Source organism: Pseudoalteromonas sp. T1lg75 (assembly GCF_002964705.1).
Classification (GTDB): Bacteria; Pseudomonadota; Gammaproteobacteria; order Enterobacterales; family Alteromonadaceae; genus Pseudoalteromonas.
On record NZ_PQCD01000003.1, the window covers coordinates 62,602 to 81,720 of the forward strand.

16 protein-coding genes, 1 other RNA gene and 1 pseudogene are annotated in these 19,119 nt (G+C 49.1%); 8 read left to right on the forward strand and 10 right to left on the reverse strand.

The genetic code is table 11. The annotated features are described in order from the left end of the window. Positions 1-3 precede the first annotated feature (3 nt). Positions 4-1,122 (reverse strand): SIS domain-containing protein, encoded by a 1,119-nt coding sequence (locus C2M36_RS00295; protein WP_105253223.1) that lies wholly within the window; start codon positions 1,120-1,122, stop codon positions 4-6. Positions 1,123-1,145: 23 nt separating this feature from the next. After that, positions 1,146-2,411, reverse strand: a complete 1,266-nt coding sequence (locus tag C2M36_RS00300; RefSeq protein WP_105253224.1) for a D-tagatose-bisphosphate aldolase, class II, non-catalytic subunit — start codon at positions 2,409-2,411, stop codon at positions 1,146-1,148. Between the two features lie 275 nt (positions 2,412-2,686). On the opposite strand from C2M36_RS00300, the gene C2M36_RS16925 reads away from it, so the two are divergent. The 3 genes and pseudogenes from C2M36_RS16925 (at position 2,687) to C2M36_RS00305 (ending at position 4,149) form a co-directional block, all read left to right on the forward strand. Then, complete coding sequence (locus C2M36_RS16925; RefSeq protein ID WP_234399045.1) at positions 2,687-2,932, forward strand: twin-arginine translocation signal domain-containing protein; 246 nt, start codon at positions 2,687-2,689, stop codon at positions 2,930-2,932. Continuing rightward, positions 2,905-3,171 (forward strand): annotated as a pseudogene (locus C2M36_RS17080) (Gfo/Idh/MocA family oxidoreductase); the annotation flags it as partial. The gene C2M36_RS16925 and the pseudogene C2M36_RS17080, both read left to right, overlap by 28 nt. Next, positions 3,154-4,149 carry a hypothetical protein gene (locus tag C2M36_RS00305; RefSeq protein ID WP_442792629.1) on the forward strand — a complete coding sequence of 332 codons (996 nt, stop codon included), beginning with the start codon at positions 3,154-3,156 and terminating at the stop codon, positions 4,147-4,149. The pseudogene C2M36_RS17080 and the gene C2M36_RS00305, both read left to right, overlap by 18 nt. Before the next feature lie 60 nt (positions 4,150-4,209). Here the strand turns inward: C2M36_RS00305 and rnpB are convergent. After that, positions 4,210-4,566, reverse strand: an RNA gene (rnpB, locus tag C2M36_RS00310) — RNase P RNA component class A. A gap of 40 nt (positions 4,567-4,606) precedes the next feature. Next, complete coding sequence (gene rsmI, locus C2M36_RS00315) at positions 4,607-5,476, reverse strand: 16S rRNA (cytidine(1402)-2'-O)-methyltransferase (RefSeq protein ID WP_105253225.1); 870 nt, start codon at positions 5,474-5,476, stop codon at positions 4,607-4,609. A gap of 66 nt (positions 5,477-5,542) precedes the next feature. Here rsmI and C2M36_RS00320 point away from each other — a divergent pair, with 66 nt between their 5' ends. The 4 genes from C2M36_RS00320 to dolP are packed head-to-tail and all read left to right on the forward strand — an operon-like array spanning position 5,543 to position 8,957. Next, on the forward strand, positions 5,543-7,456 hold the full coding sequence (locus tag C2M36_RS00320; RefSeq protein ID WP_105253301.1) for a penicillin-binding protein activator: 1,914 nt from the start codon (positions 5,543-5,545) through the stop codon (positions 7,454-7,456). Beyond that, the gene (locus C2M36_RS00325) at positions 7,425-7,796 is read left to right on the forward strand and encodes a YraN family protein (RefSeq protein ID WP_105253226.1); all 372 of its coding nucleotides are present in this window, start codon (positions 7,425-7,427) and stop codon (positions 7,794-7,796) included. The genes C2M36_RS00320 and C2M36_RS00325 overlap by 32 nt, the downstream gene beginning before the upstream one ends. Beyond that, positions 7,797-8,387 carry an SIS domain-containing protein gene (locus tag C2M36_RS00330; RefSeq protein ID WP_105253227.1) on the forward strand — a complete coding sequence of 197 codons (591 nt, stop codon included), beginning with the start codon at positions 7,797-7,799 and terminating at the stop codon, positions 8,385-8,387. Continuing rightward, positions 8,388-8,957 (forward strand): division/outer membrane stress-associated lipid-binding lipoprotein, encoded by a 570-nt coding sequence (gene dolP, locus C2M36_RS00335; RefSeq protein ID WP_105253228.1) that lies wholly within the window; start codon positions 8,388-8,390, stop codon positions 8,955-8,957. A gap of 127 nt (positions 8,958-9,084) precedes the next feature. On the opposite strand, the gene C2M36_RS00340 is transcribed toward dolP, so the two are convergent. From C2M36_RS00340 to C2M36_RS00360, 5 genes are read right to left on the reverse strand one after another with little or no spacing between them, the layout of a single operon-like run. Continuing rightward, on the reverse strand, positions 9,085-11,229 hold the full coding sequence (locus C2M36_RS00340) for a type IV pilus secretin PilQ (protein WP_105253229.1): 2,145 nt from the start codon (positions 11,227-11,229) through the stop codon (positions 9,085-9,087). After that, complete coding sequence (locus C2M36_RS00345) at positions 11,213-11,749, reverse strand: pilus assembly protein PilP (protein WP_105253230.1); 537 nt, start codon at positions 11,747-11,749, stop codon at positions 11,213-11,215. Before C2M36_RS00345 ends, C2M36_RS00340 begins: the two co-directional genes overlap by 17 nt. Beyond that, positions 11,749-12,348, reverse strand: a complete 600-nt coding sequence (locus C2M36_RS00350; RefSeq protein ID WP_105253231.1) for a type 4a pilus biogenesis protein PilO — start codon at positions 12,346-12,348, stop codon at positions 11,749-11,751. Before C2M36_RS00350 ends, C2M36_RS00345 begins: the two co-directional genes overlap by 1 nt. After that, on the reverse strand, positions 12,345-12,911 hold the full coding sequence (locus tag C2M36_RS00355) for a PilN domain-containing protein (RefSeq protein ID WP_105253232.1): 567 nt from the start codon (positions 12,909-12,911) through the stop codon (positions 12,345-12,347). Before C2M36_RS00355 ends, C2M36_RS00350 begins: the two co-directional genes overlap by 4 nt. After that, entirely contained in the window at positions 12,899-13,978 is a 1,080-nt protein-coding gene (locus tag C2M36_RS00360) for a pilus assembly protein PilM (RefSeq protein WP_105253233.1), read from the reverse strand. The genes C2M36_RS00355 and C2M36_RS00360 overlap by 13 nt, the downstream gene beginning before the upstream one ends. A 134-nt stretch (positions 13,979-14,112) precedes the next feature. On the opposite strand from C2M36_RS00360, the gene C2M36_RS00365 reads away from it, so the two are divergent. Continuing rightward, the gene (locus C2M36_RS00365) at positions 14,113-16,707 is read left to right on the forward strand and encodes a penicillin-binding protein 1A (RefSeq protein ID WP_105253234.1); all 2,595 of its coding nucleotides are present in this window, start codon (positions 14,113-14,115) and stop codon (positions 16,705-16,707) included. A 55-nt stretch (positions 16,708-16,762) separates the two neighbouring features. On the opposite strand, the gene metL is transcribed toward C2M36_RS00365, so the two are convergent. Beyond that, the gene (gene metL, locus C2M36_RS00370) at positions 16,763-19,108 is read right to left on the reverse strand and encodes a bifunctional aspartate kinase/homoserine dehydrogenase II (RefSeq protein WP_105253235.1); all 2,346 of its coding nucleotides are present in this window, start codon (positions 19,106-19,108) and stop codon (positions 16,763-16,765) included. Positions 19,109-19,119: the final 11 nt, after the last annotated feature.

A 19,119-nucleotide genomic window follows, 5' to 3' on the forward strand; every position in this document is an offset into this window, starting at 1 on the left:
ATCCTAGCTAGACGTTAATGGGTAAATGGTTACCCCTTTAACAACACGATTAACCTCACCGGTTGGACATGGATTATCGGGCGTTAGACCGAGTGAAATCGATTTATAAAAAGCGAATACCTGACAATAGACAATATAATATAGACCTTGCCATACATCATCTAGCCCCGCACGGTGAGCTGAAGTGCTCAGCCTTTTCACCAATAAACATTGCTGCTCGTTAAGCAGCTCTTGATACAGGTCAGCATCATAGCGACGGCTATACCCATCATTAGATGCCATTAATATAATCGCTGTTTTACTATTGATGATGGTTTTTGGCCCATGACGGAATCCCAATGGAGATTCAAAATAACTGACTACCGCGCCATTGGTTAGTTCCAAGCACTTGAGGGCAGCCTCTTTTGCATACCCTACTAATGAGCCAGCTCCCAAGAAGACAATGCGCTCCATATCTGATGCAGCCAAGGCTCTGATCTCTTCAAGCTGTTGCTCAAGAAGCAGTTCGGTATCCTGTGCTAGGCACTCTAACTGCTGCGCGTCAGGCGTGAAAATACACAAGGTCGCCAGCAGCATTGACGTAAAACTACTGGTCATGGCAAAGCTTTCATCCAATGTTTCTTGTGGCATAAGTAAACAGTAACTGTTTTCCCTATCCTTAGCTTGCTGAGCCAGTTGCCCATTTTCGTTGCAGGTAATAATTAAGTGAAAACAGTTTTCCAGCACCTGATCGGCCAGTTGCACAGCGGCTACGCTTTCAGGGCTATTCCCTGAACGCGCATATGAGATAACCAAGGTGGGGGTGTCTGCCTGCAAATAAGCTAACGGGTTAGACACTATGTCTGTGGTACTAATTGCACGGACATCAAGTGAGGTTTTAGCTCTGAGGTGAGGCGCTAACGACTCACCAACATAGGCAGATGTTCCCGCACCGGTCAGCACAACTTGCGCTCCGGAAAGTGCAAAGATGGGGGTCAAAAAGTCATGAATACCAGCGCTGTGCTTGTCAACAATGGCGGCGGTATTACGCCATGATTGCGGCTGTTGCGTGATTTCTTTCGCCGTCCAGTAGGCATTATGTTGCTGGAGAGTAGCGTCATCAAGTGATAAAAATTGCGTCATTCTATTTTTCTCCAAAACAACACTTATTGATTACAAGCGAGCGAATACACATTCGTCACTTCCATTATTTTATTCAACACCAAATCTCTCGGTGTAGCGCTGATGTCCCCCTTCCTAAGGGCATTAAATTGGTTTGGCATAAATTGGCTCAGTAAGGTTTCAGGAATTGGCTGCGCCGCCAAGTTATTAAATAAGGTGCTAACAGCTTGTTGTAGCTTGGCTTCAGGCCAGTAATAGCGAATTCGATCGCTGTAGCTGTAAGCACGATAAAGTGCAGCGTGCTCGTCCGCGACTTTGTAGAATTTATCCCAATACCCTGGTTTTTCCAGCATCACCTCTTCGCACACAGCACGTAATTGTGAGCATGAAGCAGGTGCGATCAGTTGCTCCTCAATGTAAGAAAGAGAAAAGAGCGCTTCACGCAACGCGTAAGTTAACTGCGGCCCAACCTTTAAAATAGCAAAGTGGTCTTGAACCAACTCATGGTAGCTCTGCTCAGGTTGGTAGTCCGTAGAATGGACCTCATATACCAAGTTATCAACAGAGCCAATAAAGTCTTTTAACCGCTTGGCTTGCGCACGTTGATAGGCAAATACCTGGTGGTTATCAAACTCCACTCCAGGCTGTACCACAACAGCAATAACCCGTGACCACACCGATTCCACTCCCTGTTGGCGGAACGCTTCTTGATGCAACTCAATTGTTTGCTGCACACCTGCAACATCTGATACTTCAATTGTCTGCAAATCTTCTTTTGCTCCGCCCGGAGGAGGCACTTCAGTCCCCACTACATACATGATGTCGCCATCTCCACAGGCTTGCTCAGCCGCATGACACATCAAGGCCGCACGTTTAGCTATTTCAGCATCAGATAAACAGGCACCATCATCACTGCATGGCATACTTGCATCCAGATGAATTTTTTTAAACCCGGCGCTGGCATAGGCCTTGACCAGCTCCACAGCTTTTTCCATCGCTTGCGTTGCGGGTTCATCCACCCAACACACGGGTCCCAAGTGATCACCGCCTAAAATGATCCGCTCTGTCGCTAACCCCACCTTACGCGCAATTTTATGAACGAAAGACACAAAGTCTTGCGGCGTCATACCTGTATAGCCACCGTATTGGTTCACTTGGTTAGCCGTCGCTTCTATTAACAAGACACTGTCATCCTTTAATGATTGACGCATCGCCGCTTCAATAACCAACGGATGCGCGCAGCATACAGAGTAAACCCCACGCAGTTGCCCCGCTCGGTTGTTATTAATTATCGTCTTTAGTGCTTTCATGATTCTCTCCACTGCAGCAAGTGCTCTCAGTTCAACTCGCGATGTGAAATAACACTAACACAACGTGAAAGACCAAACAACAAAACAAAAGCAAACGAAAGAAACAAAAACAACATTTAAAATCAAAATACAATATGATGAACACATAAAACACTTTTAAAAAACACAAATGAAATACTTCGAAAGTTATTTTGTTGTATTCCTTTTAATCATGCGTTATAAAATAAGCAACTGAAATAAAACCTCAACATAATCTCTGTGATTTAGGTATCGTTATGACAATAGATAGACGTAATTTTTTGAAGTCTGCCGCAGCATTTACAGCTGCTACAGTCGTGGCAGGTTGTGCAAAAGGCCAACAAAGTGAGAACACTCAACAACCCATACTCGCTGCACAAGGTAAAAGTGTGATGGGTCTGGCTGTGCCAGCAATGGATGTGGTACGGGTGGGTTTTATCGGGGTAGGCCAGCGCGGCAGCGGTCACGTAAAACACTTGTGTCACATTATGGTGTTGAAATAAAAGCCATATGCGATACCGATCAGACCATGCTTAATAAATCGGTTAATTATGTCACCGAGCAAGGGTTACCAAAGCCCACGGCATACACGGGTTCAGATAAAGCGTATTTAGACATGCTGGCTCGCCAAGACATAGACATAGTGATCATTTCCACGCCATGGAGATGGCACACCCCGATGAGTGTCGACACCATGGAAAGCGGCAAACATGCTTTTGTTGAAGTGCCCGCGGCGACAACAATAGAAGAGTGTTGGCAGCTCGTTAATACTGCTGAGCGCACACAAAAGAACTGCATGATGATGGAAAACGTCAACTACGGCCGAGATGAGTTGATGGTGCTGAACATGGTACGTCAAGGGATCTTCGGCGAGCTACTGCACGGTGAAGCGGCTTACATTCATGATCTTCGCTGGCAAATGAAAGAAATTGATCGCAGCACAGGCTCTTGGCGAACCTATTGGCACACAAAAGTAAACGGCAACCTCTATCCAACACATGGCTTAGGTCCGGTTTCACAATATATGAATATTAACCGGGGTGACCGTTTTGATTTTGTTACTTCAGTAAGCTCACCGGCGTTGGGGCGTGCCGCCTATGCACAACGTGAGTTTCCGGCGGGTCATGAACGTCGCTCTTTAGAGTTTGTTGCAGGTGATATGAATACCAGCATTATCAAAACAGTGAAGGGTCGCAGCATTATGGTACAGCACGATACCACCAGCCCTCGCCCCTACAGTCGTCATAACCTGATTCAAGGAACAAATGGAACATTTGCCGGTTTTCCAAACCGCATAGCCCTTGAAGATACGCCTCCAGGTATCGCAAAAGTCTACCAGCAAGAATACGAGGCAGAATTAGCGCAGTGGAAACAGGCTGGCTCCCAGGGACGTAAGCCAAGTATGCAAAACTTCCATAGCTGGGATCGGGATATGGAAAAGTGGCGTGCAGAGTTTGATCATCCGCTTTGGAAACGCATGGGCGCTGAAGCCGTGCGTAACGGTGGCCATGGTGGCATGGACTTCATTATGCTGTGGCGCATGATCTACTGCTTACGCAACAACGAGGCCCTAGATCAAGATGTCTATGATGCGGCGGCCTGGTCCTCTATTTTCCCACAAAGCATGGCCTCGGTTGCTGATAGAAGCAACAGTAAAACAATTCCAGACTTTACCCGTGGTGCTTGGGAAACAGGAAAACCACTTGGGATTGTTGCTTAAAGTATCTCCCTTGAAGCACTAAAAAAGCCCGCAGTATTTACTGCGGGCTTTTTCATAAATGAGTTGAGTCAGCCTGTAAGCCGGGTTCTGTCGTGGATAATCATTCGTCTAGACCTTGGATCGCTCCAAGGTTCAAGCAACCTACCCGGTTCCGATGTGGGCCACACCATAAGGAACCCTATTTGGTCTTGCTCCGGGTGGAGTTTACCTTGCAACCAACTGTTACCAGTGGCCCGGTGCGCTCTTACCGCACCCTTTCACCCTTACCGGTCCAGAAGGACTTAGGCGGTCTTCTCTCTGCTGCACTTGTCGTAGGCTTGCGCCCCCCAGCCGTTAGCTGGCACCCTGCCCTGTGGAGCCCGGACTTTCCTCCCCCTGATCATTTTCGTCACAGGCAGCGATTATCTAGCCGACTCGGGCGCTATTATACCTATTTACTCCTAACTAGCCAGCACGATCACTCCTGCTCCAGCATGCTTTTGTAGAGGGCATTTTTCTTAAGGCCAAAATAATCGGCGGCAACGCCGCAGGCTTTTTTAAGCGGCATATCCGCTTTTAACAGTTCAATAAGGCGAATGGCCTCAGGGTCAATATCTGTTTTGTTCGCCACCTTGCCCGGCAGCATAAGGACAATCTCTCCCTTTTGACGGGCTGGATCTTCTTCTAAGAAGGCGATCAGCTCAACCACAGTGCCGCTGAAAAAGGTTTCAAAGCTTTTCGTCAGTTCTTTGGCCAACACCACCTGTTGCTGCGCGCCCAAAGCCTGCTGTAAATCATCCAAACTGGCCATGATCCTGTGGGTACTTTCATACATTATGCTAGTGATGCCGCTGTCATGGGCCTGTGAATAGAACTCCTGACGGGCCTTGCTTTTGGCCGGTAAAAAACCAACAAACTGGAATTTATCCGTTGGTAATCCAGAACAGCTTACCGCGGCAATGGCGGCACAGGCTCCGGGAATGGGTGTAACGCGCGCACCGCTGGCGCGACATAGACTCACCAGAGCATAACCGGGGTCACTGATAAGCGGCGTACCGGCATCACTGACCAGGGCGACATTAAGTCCTTCTTCCAACCATTGCAGAACTTGCTGTGCTTTTTGCTTTTCGTTATGGTCGTGCAGGGCCATGGTGCGCTTAGTGATCCTCAAATGAGATAACAACTTGGCGGTATGGCGTGTGTCTTCAGCCGCGATTAAGTCGACCTCGGCTAGGGTTTTGATAGCACGCTGGCTGATATCATCTAAATTTCCTATGGGCGTGGCAACTATATATAGGGTGCCGGCGTTTGTGTGGGGATGATCGGTTGAAATATCCGCATTGGACATTGAGCTCTCCTGCATCAGTCAGTAAGATAAGCGAATCACACTATGGCCAATTGGAACACAAAGACTGTGCGACTCAAATCGATTGCTGGTTTAGTGCTATTGTCGGGCTTATCAGCCTGCAGCACAACACAAAAGCCCCAAGAAAATGTAAATCCCGCGACTAATATCAGCGCCCCGGAACAGCCCGAGGTCTTGTCGGCACAGCTGCTCTATGAGCAGGCGCTGGAATTAAATGGTGACCAGCAGCGATTTAAATTGGTGGCAGCACAGGAACAAGCCCTTGCCGAGCAGGATTGGCAAATCTTACAAAGTATCAGCGATACCCTGCTGAAGAAGCATCCGCGCTGGCATGTCCAGGCCTTGTTGATCCGCGCCTATGCGCAAATAAAATTAGGTAACCCTAATAACGCCTTACGCGATTCTGCTTCGGTACAGTCACAACTTAGTACCCCAGAACATTTTTACTGGCATCAATTAGTGCAGGGCGCAACCTATGCTCATATGCGCTTAGATCTTCAAGCCGTCCCTTTTTTACTGCGCGCCTCGGAAGCGGCGGACCGCTACGAGCTTGACAATACCGAGGTGAACCCCCTACTTTGGCAAAGCCTGCAGGGGCTGACTACGGGGCAGTTACAAAGCTTCAATAACGGTTCCAGTATTCAGCAAGGCTGGATACAACTGGCGTTAATAAAACAACTTTACCTCGGCCAACCTGTCGAGTTGCATAGCGCCTCCAATAATTGGCAACGTCGCAATCCCAATCACCCGGCTAGCTTTGCCCTGGACGAAAAAGTAGCTCAGTTAATGCAGGTTGAACCCTACAAGGTGGCCAATCTGGGTGTTTTCCTCCCCCTCAGCGGTGGCAACCGTGCCCTGGGCGAAGCCGTAAAAAACGGGGTGATTGCCGCGCTGGACAAACATCAGTTTGCCGATGTGTATTTTATTGACGCCAACCTTAGCAACGAAGATATTCAAGCCACCATCAGCGCTCACAATATCGACTTTGCCATCGGCCCCCTGGTAAAAGGCAACATCAACCGCTTTGAACAACAAGCGCTGCTTGAAGGCATTCCCAGCATCTACTTAAACCGTAGCGATTACCTGCGCCAGTCATCGCAACACTTTTATTTTGCCCTGGCGCCTGAGCACGAGCTGGACCAAGCACTGCAGCACTTTATGGCTCAAGGCTTTAAAAAGCCGCTTATTTTAGCCAGCAATGATCGCTCGGGTACGCGCCTAAGCGAATATTTCAGCAATCAGTGGCTACGCTATAACGAGCAAGCCCCCTTGGTTGGCTTGTTCGATAACAACAAAGAAATGGAACAGGTGATCACCGACATCCTAGAGGTGGGTCAAAGTGAGGCGCGCATTGAGCTAATCGAAAGCCTGTTTAAGCAAAAGGTAGAGAGCGAAACCCGCTCACGCCGGGATATTGATGTGATTTACCTACTTGCCGACGCCACTCAAACTCGCTTGTTAAAACCCTATTTGGACGTCAACGTCAGCACCTTTGTCGACCGCATCCCTCTGTATGCCAGCTCAAAAAGTCATAGCACCCAAATTGATAACACCGACAAACGGGACTTAAACGGCTTATACTTTACCGAGCTCCCCTGGATGCTACCGACGACTGGCTTAAATAACATGGCCAACCGCCAACTTAAAGAAACGGTTCAAGGTCTGTGGCCGAATCAAGCAGACATAGAACAGCGCCTGTTTGCCATGGGTTACGATGCCGTAACCGTGATCCCCGAACTGCGCCAGTTGAGCATGCTCCCGGGTAAAAGCCTACCCGGATTAACAGGACAATTAAGCGTTAACAGCGAGGGCGAGGTGGTACGTCATCTGGCGTGGGCACATTATCAATCGCGGCAAATTGCCCCGGTGAATCTTGAGCATATCAGCCCAACGCCGCTGTTAAGGCAAGAGCAGCAAGAGGAAGCAAGCGATGTTTTGGCAACCGAAGGAATGGCGCAATAGCAGAGCAAAAGGACAGCATTACGAGCTCCTGGCCCAGGACTATTTGCAGAAGCAAGGCTTAACGCCGGTCGCTCGTAATTATAATTGTCGTTTCGGCGAGTTAGACCTGATCATGAAAGACGGGCTAACCTGGGTATTTGTCGAGGTTAAGTTTCGCCGTCAGCAAGGGTTTGGCGGTGCACTTTACGCCCTAACGGAGCGCAAACAGCAACGACTTAGGCGCACCATCGCCCATTACGTACAAAAACATGACTTGGCGCACTGTATACTTCGTGCCGACTATGTGGCCATTGAAGGCCAATCGGCACCCCAATTTCACTGGATAAAAAACGTATTATAAATGCAGGAACAAATTAAAGAGCTTTTTACCGAAAGCATCCAAGCGCAAATTGCCGCGGGGGAAGTCTTACCCGGGGTTTTGGAATCGGCGTCTCTTAGCATCGCCCAAGCGCTGATCAATGGCAATAAACTACTCTGCTGTGGTGCTTCCAGCTGCCATATGTTGAGCGACCATTTTGCTGCCTTGCTGGTCAACTTTTTCGAAACAGAGCGCCCTTGTTTGCCGGCCATATCTTTATCGCCACAAGCATTAAACCTAAGCCCACAGCCGAGCAGCACCCGCAGCCGGGATATTTATGCAAGGCAAATACGGGCGCTTGGTGAGCAAGGCGACTTGCTGCTGGTACTCGCCATTAATGGTAACGAAAAAGCGGTGATCAGCGCCGTAGAAGCGGCACTTACCAAGGATATGACGGTGATTGCCCTGGTGGGTGACGACGGCGGTGAGCTAGCTGGGCTACTGAGCGCCAATGACGTAGAGATTCGCATTCCCGCCAAACGTCCAAGCCGTATTTTAGAATCACACCTTGTCAATCTACACTGTCTTAGTGAGCTCGTTGACATGACACTGTTTCCTCAGGGAGAAAACTAAATGAATAATAAAAGCCTTGTCGCCGTGTTAGTCGGTAGTTTATTACTGCAAGGGTGTGCAGCCGCCGTGGTTGCAGGCACCGCCGGGGCGGTGACCGCCGCTAATGACCGCCGTACCATAGGCAGTCAGATAGACGACAATAACATTGAAATAAAGGCCACCTTAGCCATTAAGGAACGCATTGGTCAGCGCGACGATGCCAATGTCACCGTGGTCAGCTATAACGGCATCGTCTTGCTACTTGGTCAGGTGCCCAACGAACAAATGAAGTCGCAAGCACAAAGTGCCGCAGAGAGCGCCGATGGCTTACGTCGTCTGCATAATCAGTTGCGCCTTGGCTCACCAACAAGCATCAGTACACACAGTCACGATACCTGGCTGACCTCTAAGGTAAAAACCCAGCTGCTGGCGGCCGATGATGTAAGTGGTAACAATATTAAGGTGGTCACGGAGAATGCCGAGGTTTTCTTAATGGGCCTGGTCAGTAAAGCCGAAGCCGAACGTGCGGTGCAAATTGCTCGCAACATCTCCGGCGTTGAGCGCGTTATTAAGGTGTTCGAGTACATCTAACAACCCCTACAATATTCGCTATATTAAAAAGGCCACCTTAAATAAAGTGGCCTTTTTAATTGCTAACGCTAAATAGCGGGCATAAAAAAGCCACTCTTAAGAGTGGCTTTTTTCTATCTTCATAGAGTTACAAAGAGCTCTCTACCATGATCTTCGGTGTTACGAAGATAAGCAGCTCACGCTTCTCGTTACGCTCACTGGTTGAGCGGAATAATGCGCCTAGGTAAGGAATGTCACCCAGTAGCGGCACCTTACGGGCCGAGTTGATGATCTGCTGCTGGTAAATACCACCTAGCACCACGGTTTGACCGTTTTCAACCAGTACCTGAGTCTCGATACGCTGAGTATCGATGGCAACCGCCGGACCCGTTGCCGTGTCTACCGTATCACCTCGGGTATCCTGAGTGATGGCCAGGTCAAGGATAACCTTGTTATCAGGCGTGATATGCGGAGTCACTTCTAGGCTAAGTACCGCCTTTTTAAAGGTTACCGTAGTCGCACCACTTGAAGCCGATTGCACATAAGGAATTTCAGTACCCTGCTCGATACGCGCTTTTTTCTGGTTAGCGGTAGTAATACGCGGACTGGCGATGATCTCACCCTTGTTTTCTTGCTCCAGGGCCGATAGTTCAAGGTCGATCAATTGACCATTAGCTAATTTAGCCACATGCATACCAATACTACCAGCGGGATTAGCTATTGGCAGATTCACATTGAGGCGGTCACCCACGCTTGGAGTACCATTATTAGCAATGGCGTTAGCACCTATTAGGTTACCAGAAATACCGCTTATAGTGCCAGTTGGGTAATTCGGTGCAGTGGGATCCGTGTTGTTTAACCAACCGCCATTACCGTCGCTGAAGCCCCAACGAATACCTAGGTCTTCTTGGATATTATCGCGTACCGTTACCATGCGGGATTCGATAACAACCTGCTTCACCGCAACATCCAAGTTCTCAATCATACGACGCACATTTTCAATGCTCTTAGCCGTATCCTTGATTAACAAGGTGTTGGTACGAGCATCCACCGACACACTACCGCGATTAGAAAGAATGCTGTTAACGTCCGTTTGCAGTAAGTCGGCAAACTCTTGTGCCTTGGCATAGTTAAGCTGGATATATTCGCTGTAGAGCGGCTCTAGGTCTTCAACCTGTTGCTTGGCTTTAAGCTCTTTGGCTTCACGCGCGGCTAATTCTTCGGTTGGTGCAACCATTAAAATCGAACCTTCCATGCGCTTATCCAGGCCTTTCACTCGTAATACCATATCAAGGGCCTGGTCCCAAGGCACACCGTCTAAGCGTAGTGTGATGTTACCCGCCACCGAATCACTTACTACCAGGTTAAAACCATTGTAGTCGGCGATGATCTGTAGCACCGCACGGATAGAAATATCTTGGAAGTTCAGCGACATGGGGCGACCTTGGTAGTCCTTACCATTGCCTAGGAAGCCTCGCTTCGACTCATCTTTCTCTAAAGTAATAGTAAAGATGTTATCGAGCTGCTGATAGTTATAATCGAACGCGTCTGTGGTGTCGATTTCGATGCGACTGTTAGAGCCTTCTTTAAAGGTTTCTACCATGCTCACCACGGTGCCGAAGTCCATGACATCCAATTGATACAGTAGGTCGTCAATGATGTCGGTACTATGGAATTCTACAATCACCTTGCCCGCTTGCTCCTGCACGTCGATAGCGGCCATGTTGTCTTGTAAGAAGACCAATACGCGCGCTTCACCTTTTTCGCCGCGGCGGAAGTCCAAGGCTTGAATACGGTTGATGTAGTTAGCACCTTCGTCTTCTTCGGCAATGGTTTGTGACGCGTCTTGCGTCGGGTTATCGGAAACGTGTAGATAGAACAAGTTCTTATCGATACGCGTCTGATAAATTTTCAGGCGATCTAGGTATACGGTTACCTTAAAGCCGTCGTTAACGAACTCGCTGGTTACCTTTTCTACACCGGCCTTATTGATCAGGACTTCTTCAAGGCTTTGCTCATAATCGGCCTCATCGAAGAAAAGCTCAATACGCGCCGGCTCACTGAATACCTGAATTTGTGGCTCGATATAGATTTCCTCATCGAATACAAACTCAACCTCAGTTTCACCTTCCAGTAATGGGTTGTAACGAACGTCGTACAACAAGGGTACGGCGGTCGCAAAACTCGACATAAACAGGGTAGCTACTGCGAGTACCAAAGAATAGATACGATTCATTTTAAATGCGTTATTATGCATTGTGCTGTTACCTTGATTTTTATGAACTGGAATCATCACCTGCCTCCAACATTTCTAGCTTGGTCAGGCGTTCTTTCCAACATCCTGCTCCATCAGGGATTAACTCTAATAATTCTATGTAGTTATTGCGTACCTGAGTCACTTTGCCGTGATACAAGCCAACGTAATTGCCTCTTGAAATTCGGTGCAAGGTGTCATCTGATGCCTTGACGAGGGCCCAAGTTTGCGGCCCTGAACCGAGTGTGCCTTTCATCGATAGGTTATCCAATGGATAACGCTCCAAAGGCTCCTTCTTACGCTGTGGATCCGGGTGCAAGCAGTTTTGCACCTGAATCAACTTATCCTGAATTAGTTCAGGCTTGGGCGCCACAAACGGACTACGCAAGTCGGATGCGCTGTAGGCAAAATGCTCAAACTGGGCAATTTCAGGAATTGGCTCCACCTTGGGCTGCGTACTGGCTTTTACTCGGTTGATAAACTCTTTTTGCTCGGTCGTGTCATCAAAACACCCACTCACTAACAGTGTTAACGAGGCGACTGCGAGGAGTTTTTTCATTATTCATCCCCCTCATAACGGTAAGTCTTAGCGACCACACTAAAGACTAGCTGGTCATCACCGGTAGCTTCGATTTCAAAGTCGTGCAAGCTGATAATACGCGGTAGCTGCGCTACCTTACCAACGAACTCACCAAATTCGTGATAGCTTCCTTCAACCTCAATCTTAATGGGTAGCTCGGTGTAGAACTCTTTTTTGATCTCCGGTAACCAGCCGATCTTAACAAAGGTCAGACCACTGGTTGTACCAACATAAGAGAGATCATCCAGCAATCCAGGCGTTTCATTCGAGGTAGGCAGTTTTTTCAATAGCTGGGAGAATTTCTCTTCCATCTCTTGCATCTGCTGCTTATAGATTTCGAGACGACTGGCTTTGGAGTACTTAAAACGATAGCTGTCGCGCAATTCGACTTCTTTATTTTGCACGCTTTCATAACCAGTGATTTTATCTTCCACCAGTAGTTTGTAGCTAAAGAACAACACCAGGCCCGCAGCAAAGACACATGCTAAACCCTTAACCAGGGCGGGCCATTCGCCTATGTTGTCGAGCTCCAGCTCACCCCACTCGATATCACTAAAGGCTTTAAAACCTGAACTCATTGTTTCACCTCGCCAATCTCACCGAAGGACTTCACACTGAATTGCATATTGAAATCACTCAACAAACGAGCCTGCTCTTCCCCGGCAACGATGCCTTGCAAGGATGCTCTCTCTAGTAGGTATGAGCCTTCAACTTGACGAATCATGGTTGATAAGCGGTTGTTAGACTCACTCTTACCCGTAATTTGAATTGCATCACCGCGACGCTCGAGCGTCGTAAAGTAAACGCCGGAAGGAACGATTTTCGCCACTTCATCCATAATGCGCGTACCCAGGTTACGGTTACTTTGCAGCTCTTCAATCAAGCGCATACGCTGTTGTAAGCTTTCTTTTTTCTTGTCCAGCTCACGAATTTCGGCGATACGCTGATCCAGTACTTGAATTTCGCGTACTAGAAAGTTGTTACGCACATTCTGGCCATCGATCATGGCCCCATAGACTTGACTGAGCGCAAACATAGAGGCAAAGGCAATTACAATCACCATTACCAAGATGGTAACGAAGTTTTGTTGCGCTTCCTTCCGTGCGGCTTCACGCCAAGGCAGTAGATTTATATGTGGCATGCTGAGAAGCTCCTCAATGCAAGACCCGTGGCGACGGCGAATTGGGCTTTATGCTTGTCAATCAGCTCCTGATCAACGCGCGAACCGATTTCCATGCTCTTAAAGGGGTCAACAACAACGGTATGAATGCCCAATTCATCGACAAGCAATCTATCCAAACCATCGATCATGGTGGTACCGCCAGATAGAACAATGTAGTCCACTTGGTCTTTACCACTGGTGGTCAAGAACATCTGCACGGCGCGACGAACCTGCTGCAACAAAGAGGTTTGGAACGGCGCCAACACCTCAAAGGTGTAGTTAGGCGGTAAATCGCCCGTGCATTTAGCTCGTTCGGCTTCGTCAAAGTTTTTGTTGTAGTAGGAGACGATGGTGTTGGTATATTGCTCACCACCGAACACCTGGTCTCGGGTATAAATGGTCTCGCCTTTTTGCACCACGCTGACCAAGGTCATCACCGCACCAATATCTACCAAAGCCACCACCTTGTCTTTGGCATCTTCTGGCAATGAGGCATAGGCCACATCCAGACTCCTGCTCAAAGCATAGGTTTCAACATCAACGACCTTGGGTGTGAAACCACCGGCCTCAACCGCTCCGGAGCGTGCTTCCACGCTTTCCGTACGCGCTGCCGAGAGCAACACGTTGACCTTTGACGGGTCAGCCTCGTTGATGTCGAGCTTTTCGAAATCAATGCTTACTTCATCCAGAGGATAAGGGATTAAGCTATCCGCCTCGATTTCGATCTGCGATTCCAATTCAGCATCACTTAATGCCACATCCATAAAGATCACCTTAGTGATCACCGTCTGACCAGACACGGCAACAACGGCGTGACTGATAGACTTTGGAATGCGTCTTCTAAGTTTTGCGATTACGCGGCCAATCGCCTCAATATCTTGTATGTTACGCTCGGCCATAGCCCCTTTGGGCATAGGTTCGATTGCAACAGCATCGAGACGATAACCCTGGTCCTGCTGTGTTAGTAACACCGCTTTAACAGAGTGTGAGCCGATGTCGATGCCCACCATGGCGGGCACTGACTTTTTGAGAAGTCGATTTAACATAAGAGCAACGTGAAACCTTTTTTTATAATTATAATAGACTTATAAATTATTGATGAAAAAATTTTATTCACTTTCTAATCAAGATATACTAGCAACCTCTGCGCTCAATTGGGAGTCCAAATAGGGAATTATCCGTGAAAATATTCAAAAAATTTTTACAAATCCTTTGCATATGTGGCCTCCTGGGCTGTATTACTCTGGTTGCTTTATACCTTTACGTGAAGCCTGACATCCCCAGCGTAGCGGTATTAAAAGATGTAAAGTTACAAACACCAATGCAAGTATTTACGCGGGATGGCAAACTGATCAACCAGTTTGGTGAGAAGCGGCGAATCCCTGTAAAAATCAACGACGTCCCGGAACCACTTCGAAAAGCATTCCTGGCCACCGAAGATAATCGCTTTTATGAACACTACGGCATAGACCCTATAGGTATAGTACGTAGTGCTTTAGTACTAATATCCACTGGTGAAAAGCGCCAGGGGGCCAGTACTATTACAATGCAATTAGCGCGAAACTTCTTTTTAACTCGTGAAAAAGCATATATTCGCAAAGTTAAAGAAATATTTATTGCCATCCACATTGAGCAATTATTAAGCAAAGATGAAATTTTCGAGCTCTACCTTAATAAAATAGAATTAGGAAACCGCGCTTTTGGTATTGGTGCTGCGGCCCAAGTTTATTATGGCAAATCACTCGATGAATTAACTCTAGCACAAATGGCGATGATTGCAGGTTTACCTAAAGCACCTTCGGCATTAAACCCAATTCGCAACCCGGAGCGTGCCAAAGCGCGCCGTAATGTGGTGCTCTCACGCATGCTGGATGAAGGTTATATCAGTACTTCTGAATATCAGGAAGCAACAAGTGCTCCGATCACTGCCACCTTCCATGGTGCCGAGATTGAACTCTATGCCCCTTATATTTCTGAGATGGCCCGGGCCGAACTGGTTGCCATGTACGGCACCGAGCAAGCCTATAATTCCGGCATCAAGGTCTATACCTCGGTAGAGTCGACCATGCAGGCGGCGGCGCAAACAGCTCTTAGAGACAACCTCTATGCCTATGATATGCGCCATGGTTATCGCGGCCCCGAGGCCTACCTATGGCAACACGACAGTGAAGAGCCCCTCAGCGAACAAGAATTAGTGCAGCATTTAAAAGGCGTTAATACACTGGCCGACCTTCATGCCGGCGTAGTCATGTCAGTTGAAGAACAAGCCATTACCGTACTGACTAAAAATAATGAGCGTCTGAGCATAGATTGGGAAGGCTTGAAGTGGGCTCGCACCTTTATCACCCAGTCGCGCCAGAGCTTTGCGCCAAAAACGGCCGCCGATATTCTCAATCCAGGAGCGCAAATCTGGTACCGCTTCGATAAGGACGGCCAGCCCCTCTTGGCACAGCTTCCCGATGCTTCCAGCGCCCTGGTGTCAATCGATCCCAAGGACGGCCGCATTAAGGCCATCGTTGGTGGCTACAGCTTTGAGCAAAGCCAGTACAATCGCGCCGTCCAAGCCAAACGCCAGGTGGGTTCTAATATCAAGCCCTTTATCTATTCCGCGGCTTTAGAGCACGGCTATTCCTTGGCCACCATTATCAACGATGCCCCTATCAATCACTGGGATAAAAGTCAGGGCGTTGCCTGGCGGCCAAAAAACAGCCCGGAGAAATACGTCGGCCCTATTCGTGTTCGCCGTGCCCTGGCCCAGTCTAAAAACGTGGTCTCGGTGCGCCTGATACGCGGTGTGGGCGTGGATACCGCCGCCGATCATTTACTTAAATTCGGCTTCAAGGACGAGGATATTCCCCGCAATGAAACCTTGGCCTTGGGCAGTGCCTCATTAACGCCGCTGGAATTAGCTCGCGGTATGAGCGCCTTTGCCAATGGCGGTCACCTGGTGGAACCCTATTTTATTAGCTCCATAGTTACCAGTGAAGACGAGGTGCTTTACCAGGCTCAGCCCTTGCTTGCCTGTAGCAATGAACAGCGCCGCAAAAACGAGGTACTGGCCGAGTTTGCCGAGCTCGCCAAGCTCGAAGAATTAACCACGGATGAAATCCTCGCCAGTGACCAAGCAACAGCCGCTCAGCAAAGCGATGAGCTCCCAATGCCAGAGCAGCAAGCGATTCCAAGCTGCGCACCACGGGTGATTTCAGAGCAAAATGCCTTTTTAATTGCCGATGCCATGAACAGCGCCATTTGGGGTGGCGGTGATTGGCAGCATGGTACCGGCTGGAACGGCACAGGTTGGCGGGCCACTAAATTAAAACGTCGCGACCTATCCGGTAAAACCGGTACCACCAACAACTCCGTCGATACCTGGTTTAGCGGCTTTAATGCCAACGTCATGACCACGGTCTGGGTTGGTTTTGATAACCCGGGTAATCCATTGGGGCGAACCAGCTACAACAATAACCTCGACCGCGGTCAAATCTTTGGGGCCGAGTCTGGTGCTAAGACCTCTCAGCCTGCTTGGATCGACTTTATGCGCGTCGCCCTTGAAGATCAGCCTTATGCGGCAATAGAGCCACCCGAAGGATTAGAATCGGTGCGCATTGACCTGAAAACCGGGCTACTGAGTCATAACAATGACCATACAAGTCGCTTTGAATACTTCATTAAGGGCACAGCGCCAACCCGCTATGTTGAAAAAGCCCCGCCGGTGCTCTTTGAAACTCAGTCGCCGGGAGAAAAAGCCCTGCCCACCGAGGATGAGTTGTTCTAACTAAGAAAAAAAGCCAGCGAATGCTGGCTTTTTTATTTCTTAACGAGTACCCGGGTTAGCTCAACCGGCTTGCAAGCCAGTATAGATCTGAATGCACACCCGCGGCAGTGACTTCCTTACCCGCCCCCGGCCCTTGGATCACCAAGCCGTTCTCCTGATACCAATGACTGTTGACGACAAAGATATTGTCACCGGGCTGCAATCCCGCCAATGGGTCATTGGCTGGCACCGCCACCAGCCCTACCTTGGCTTCCACCTTGCCTTGCTCAATGCGCAGGTCGGCGTTGTAACGCAGCACCTTTTGCTCAGCCTTGGCCTGCTGAGCTCGCGACGATACAAACTCATCTAGCGCATCTAGGTTAGTCTGACATTCCTGCCAAGTTCCGGCTGCCAATTGGGTCGGCATTAAGGCACTCAGATCAATATCATCCAGTTCCAGATCTAAACCCAGTTCACGGGCCAGGATCAGCAGCTTGCGCTGAACATCACGCCCGGATAAGTCTTCACGGGGATCAGGCTCGGTAAAGCCAAGCTCCTGTGCTGCCAACAGCAGCTGAGAAAATGGCACGCTGCCATCATATTGACTACATAGCCAGGATAAGGTGCCGGAAAAAACGCCCTGCACCCGAGTCACTCTATCGCCGCTATTTTGCAGATCAGCCAGGGCGAAGTTAATTGGCAACCCGGCGCCCACGCTGGTGTTATAGCGCCACTGCAGGTTACGCTGGGCCAAATCTTGTTTCAGGCTCTGATACCAGGCAAAGGGAGCCGTCCCTGCGTATTTATTGGCACTGATCAAATGACAATCAGCCTTGGCAAACTGAGGGTAAAGCTGGCTAAAGGGCTCACTGGCAGTGATATCAATCACCACCTTGTGCTCGTAATCAAGCTGCGCCAAACGCGATATTAACTCCTCGTCAGTGTAGTCCTGCGCATGCTGTTCCCAAGCCGCCTGCCATTGTTCGATATCGATACCGCAAGGGTCAAAAAGCAGGCCTTTGCTGCGCACCAGGGCCACCACCTTAACGTCTATATGCTGACGCAAACGCGCCAACTGCTGGGCAAATTGCGCCACAAAAACCTCGCCAACATTACCTAAACCGGCCACCACCACGGCCAGTTGCCGTTGAGAGCCCAACAAACGCTGGTGCAAATAGCCCAGGCTATCGGCATCAATCTCTTCATCGGTTAACTGCAAACAATAACCTTCGCCCACATGCGTAAAACGGCCGTTGAGGTTGAGTTCGCTTACTTCCTGTAGCACTTGCTGTTGGCATTTAGCCAGCTGTGCTTGCGGTGCGACCAGGGCAAAACCGTTGACATTTGACTCCAGCAATTGAGCGCGCTCGCCAAAGTGATGTAGTAGCTCGGCACTGTGTTGCTGCGGGACCACTAGATGCCAGGCACCCCTTACATCGCAGGCGATAAGGCTAGTCTGCAATTGACGTCGTAATTGTTCCAGCTCACCCTGTTCGAGCTGCTTAACCTTGATAACATCCTGCTGCGCTAGGGTAGTAATGAAGTGCTTGTGCTTACAACCGCCTTCGCGCACCACCTCGGTTCCTAAGGCGTCGCTCTCGTAGGAGCTGCGCACCGACAATTTAATGGAAGTGCCATGCAAAGGAGACAAAGTTTTGGCATGCAATACGGGATTGCCCAGCGCCGCCAACAATTGTGCCTGGGAACGACAAATTTTATGGTACTTCTGGGCGCTGGCAACCTTTCTCAGATCCGTGCTAAACACCCCCTGAGTATCGGTCCAAATACACACCTCCTCAACGCCCATATACCGAGCAAGTAAGGTGGCGCTGTAATCACTGCCATTACGACCTAGGGTTACCGTCTGACCTTGCTGATCGGCGGCAATAAAGCCGGTGATCACATTTATCTTATCCGCACCAATGAATTGCTGACATTGCTGTTCATTCACACGATGCAATAGCTGCCCATGCTGGGCACAGAGCAATCGTCGCGCATCCAGCGCCTGCGCTTCAACACCGAGTTGTTGCAGATAGCTGGATAATAAACGCGCCGACCAGAGCTCGCCATGGGCTAGCAGGGTAGCCTCGTGCAAGCGGCCCTGCTCAAACTCTTGCCAGACTTGTGTTAATTCATGCTCCAGCAGAGCTAAAACCTGTGTGTTAATTTCCCCGCTTAACAGCTCATGGATCAGCTCCTGCTGATGATTACGCAACAAGCTAATCACATCCACGCCGCTGTGCAGATCTTGCTGCTCAAACGCTTGCCATAACTTAACCAATGTATCCGTGGTCTTGCCCGCCGCAGACACCACGACTATGTCACCCACCTGGCTATGTGCCAGGATGATATTGGCAACCGCATGATAACGAGCCGCACTGCTTAGGCTAGAGCCGCCAAATTTATGTACTACCTTGGCCATGAAATTAAACT

Coding starts and splice junctions, on each gene's coding strand:
- C2M36_RS00295 (WP_105253223.1), bottom strand. CDS start 1,122: ATGACGCAATTTTTATCACTTGATGACGCTACTCTCCAGCAACATAAT.
- C2M36_RS00300 (WP_105253224.1), bottom strand. CDS start 2,411: ATGAAAGCACTAAAGACGATAATTAATAACAACCGAGCGGGGCAACTG.
- C2M36_RS16925 (WP_234399045.1), top strand. CDS start 2,687: ATGACAATAGATAGACGTAATTTTTTGAAGTCTGCCGCAGCATTTACA.
- rsmI (WP_105253225.1), bottom strand. CDS start 5,476: ATGTCCAATGCGGATATTTCAACCGATCATCCCCACACAAACGCCGGC.
- C2M36_RS00325 (WP_105253226.1), top strand. CDS start 7,425: ATGTTTTGGCAACCGAAGGAATGGCGCAATAGCAGAGCAAAAGGACAG.
- C2M36_RS00330 (WP_105253227.1), top strand. CDS start 7,797: ATGCAGGAACAAATTAAAGAGCTTTTTACCGAAAGCATCCAAGCGCAA.
- dolP (WP_105253228.1), top strand. CDS start 8,388: ATGAATAATAAAAGCCTTGTCGCCGTGTTAGTCGGTAGTTTATTACTG.
- C2M36_RS00340 (WP_105253229.1), bottom strand. CDS start 11,229: ATGATTCCAGTTCATAAAAATCAAGGTAACAGCACAATGCATAATAAC.
- C2M36_RS00345 (WP_105253230.1), bottom strand. CDS start 11,749: ATGAAAAAACTCCTCGCAGTCGCCTCGTTAACACTGTTAGTGAGTGGG.
- C2M36_RS00350 (WP_105253231.1), bottom strand. CDS start 12,348: ATGAGTTCAGGTTTTAAAGCCTTTAGTGATATCGAGTGGGGTGAGCTG.
- C2M36_RS00355 (WP_105253232.1), bottom strand. CDS start 12,911: ATGCCACATATAAATCTACTGCCTTGGCGTGAAGCCGCACGGAAGGAA.
- C2M36_RS00360 (WP_105253233.1), bottom strand. CDS start 13,978: ATGTTAAATCGACTTCTCAAAAAGTCAGTGCCCGCCATGGTGGGCATC.
- metL (WP_105253235.1), bottom strand. CDS start 19,108: ATGGCCAAGGTAGTACATAAATTTGGCGGCTCTAGCCTAAGCAGTGCG.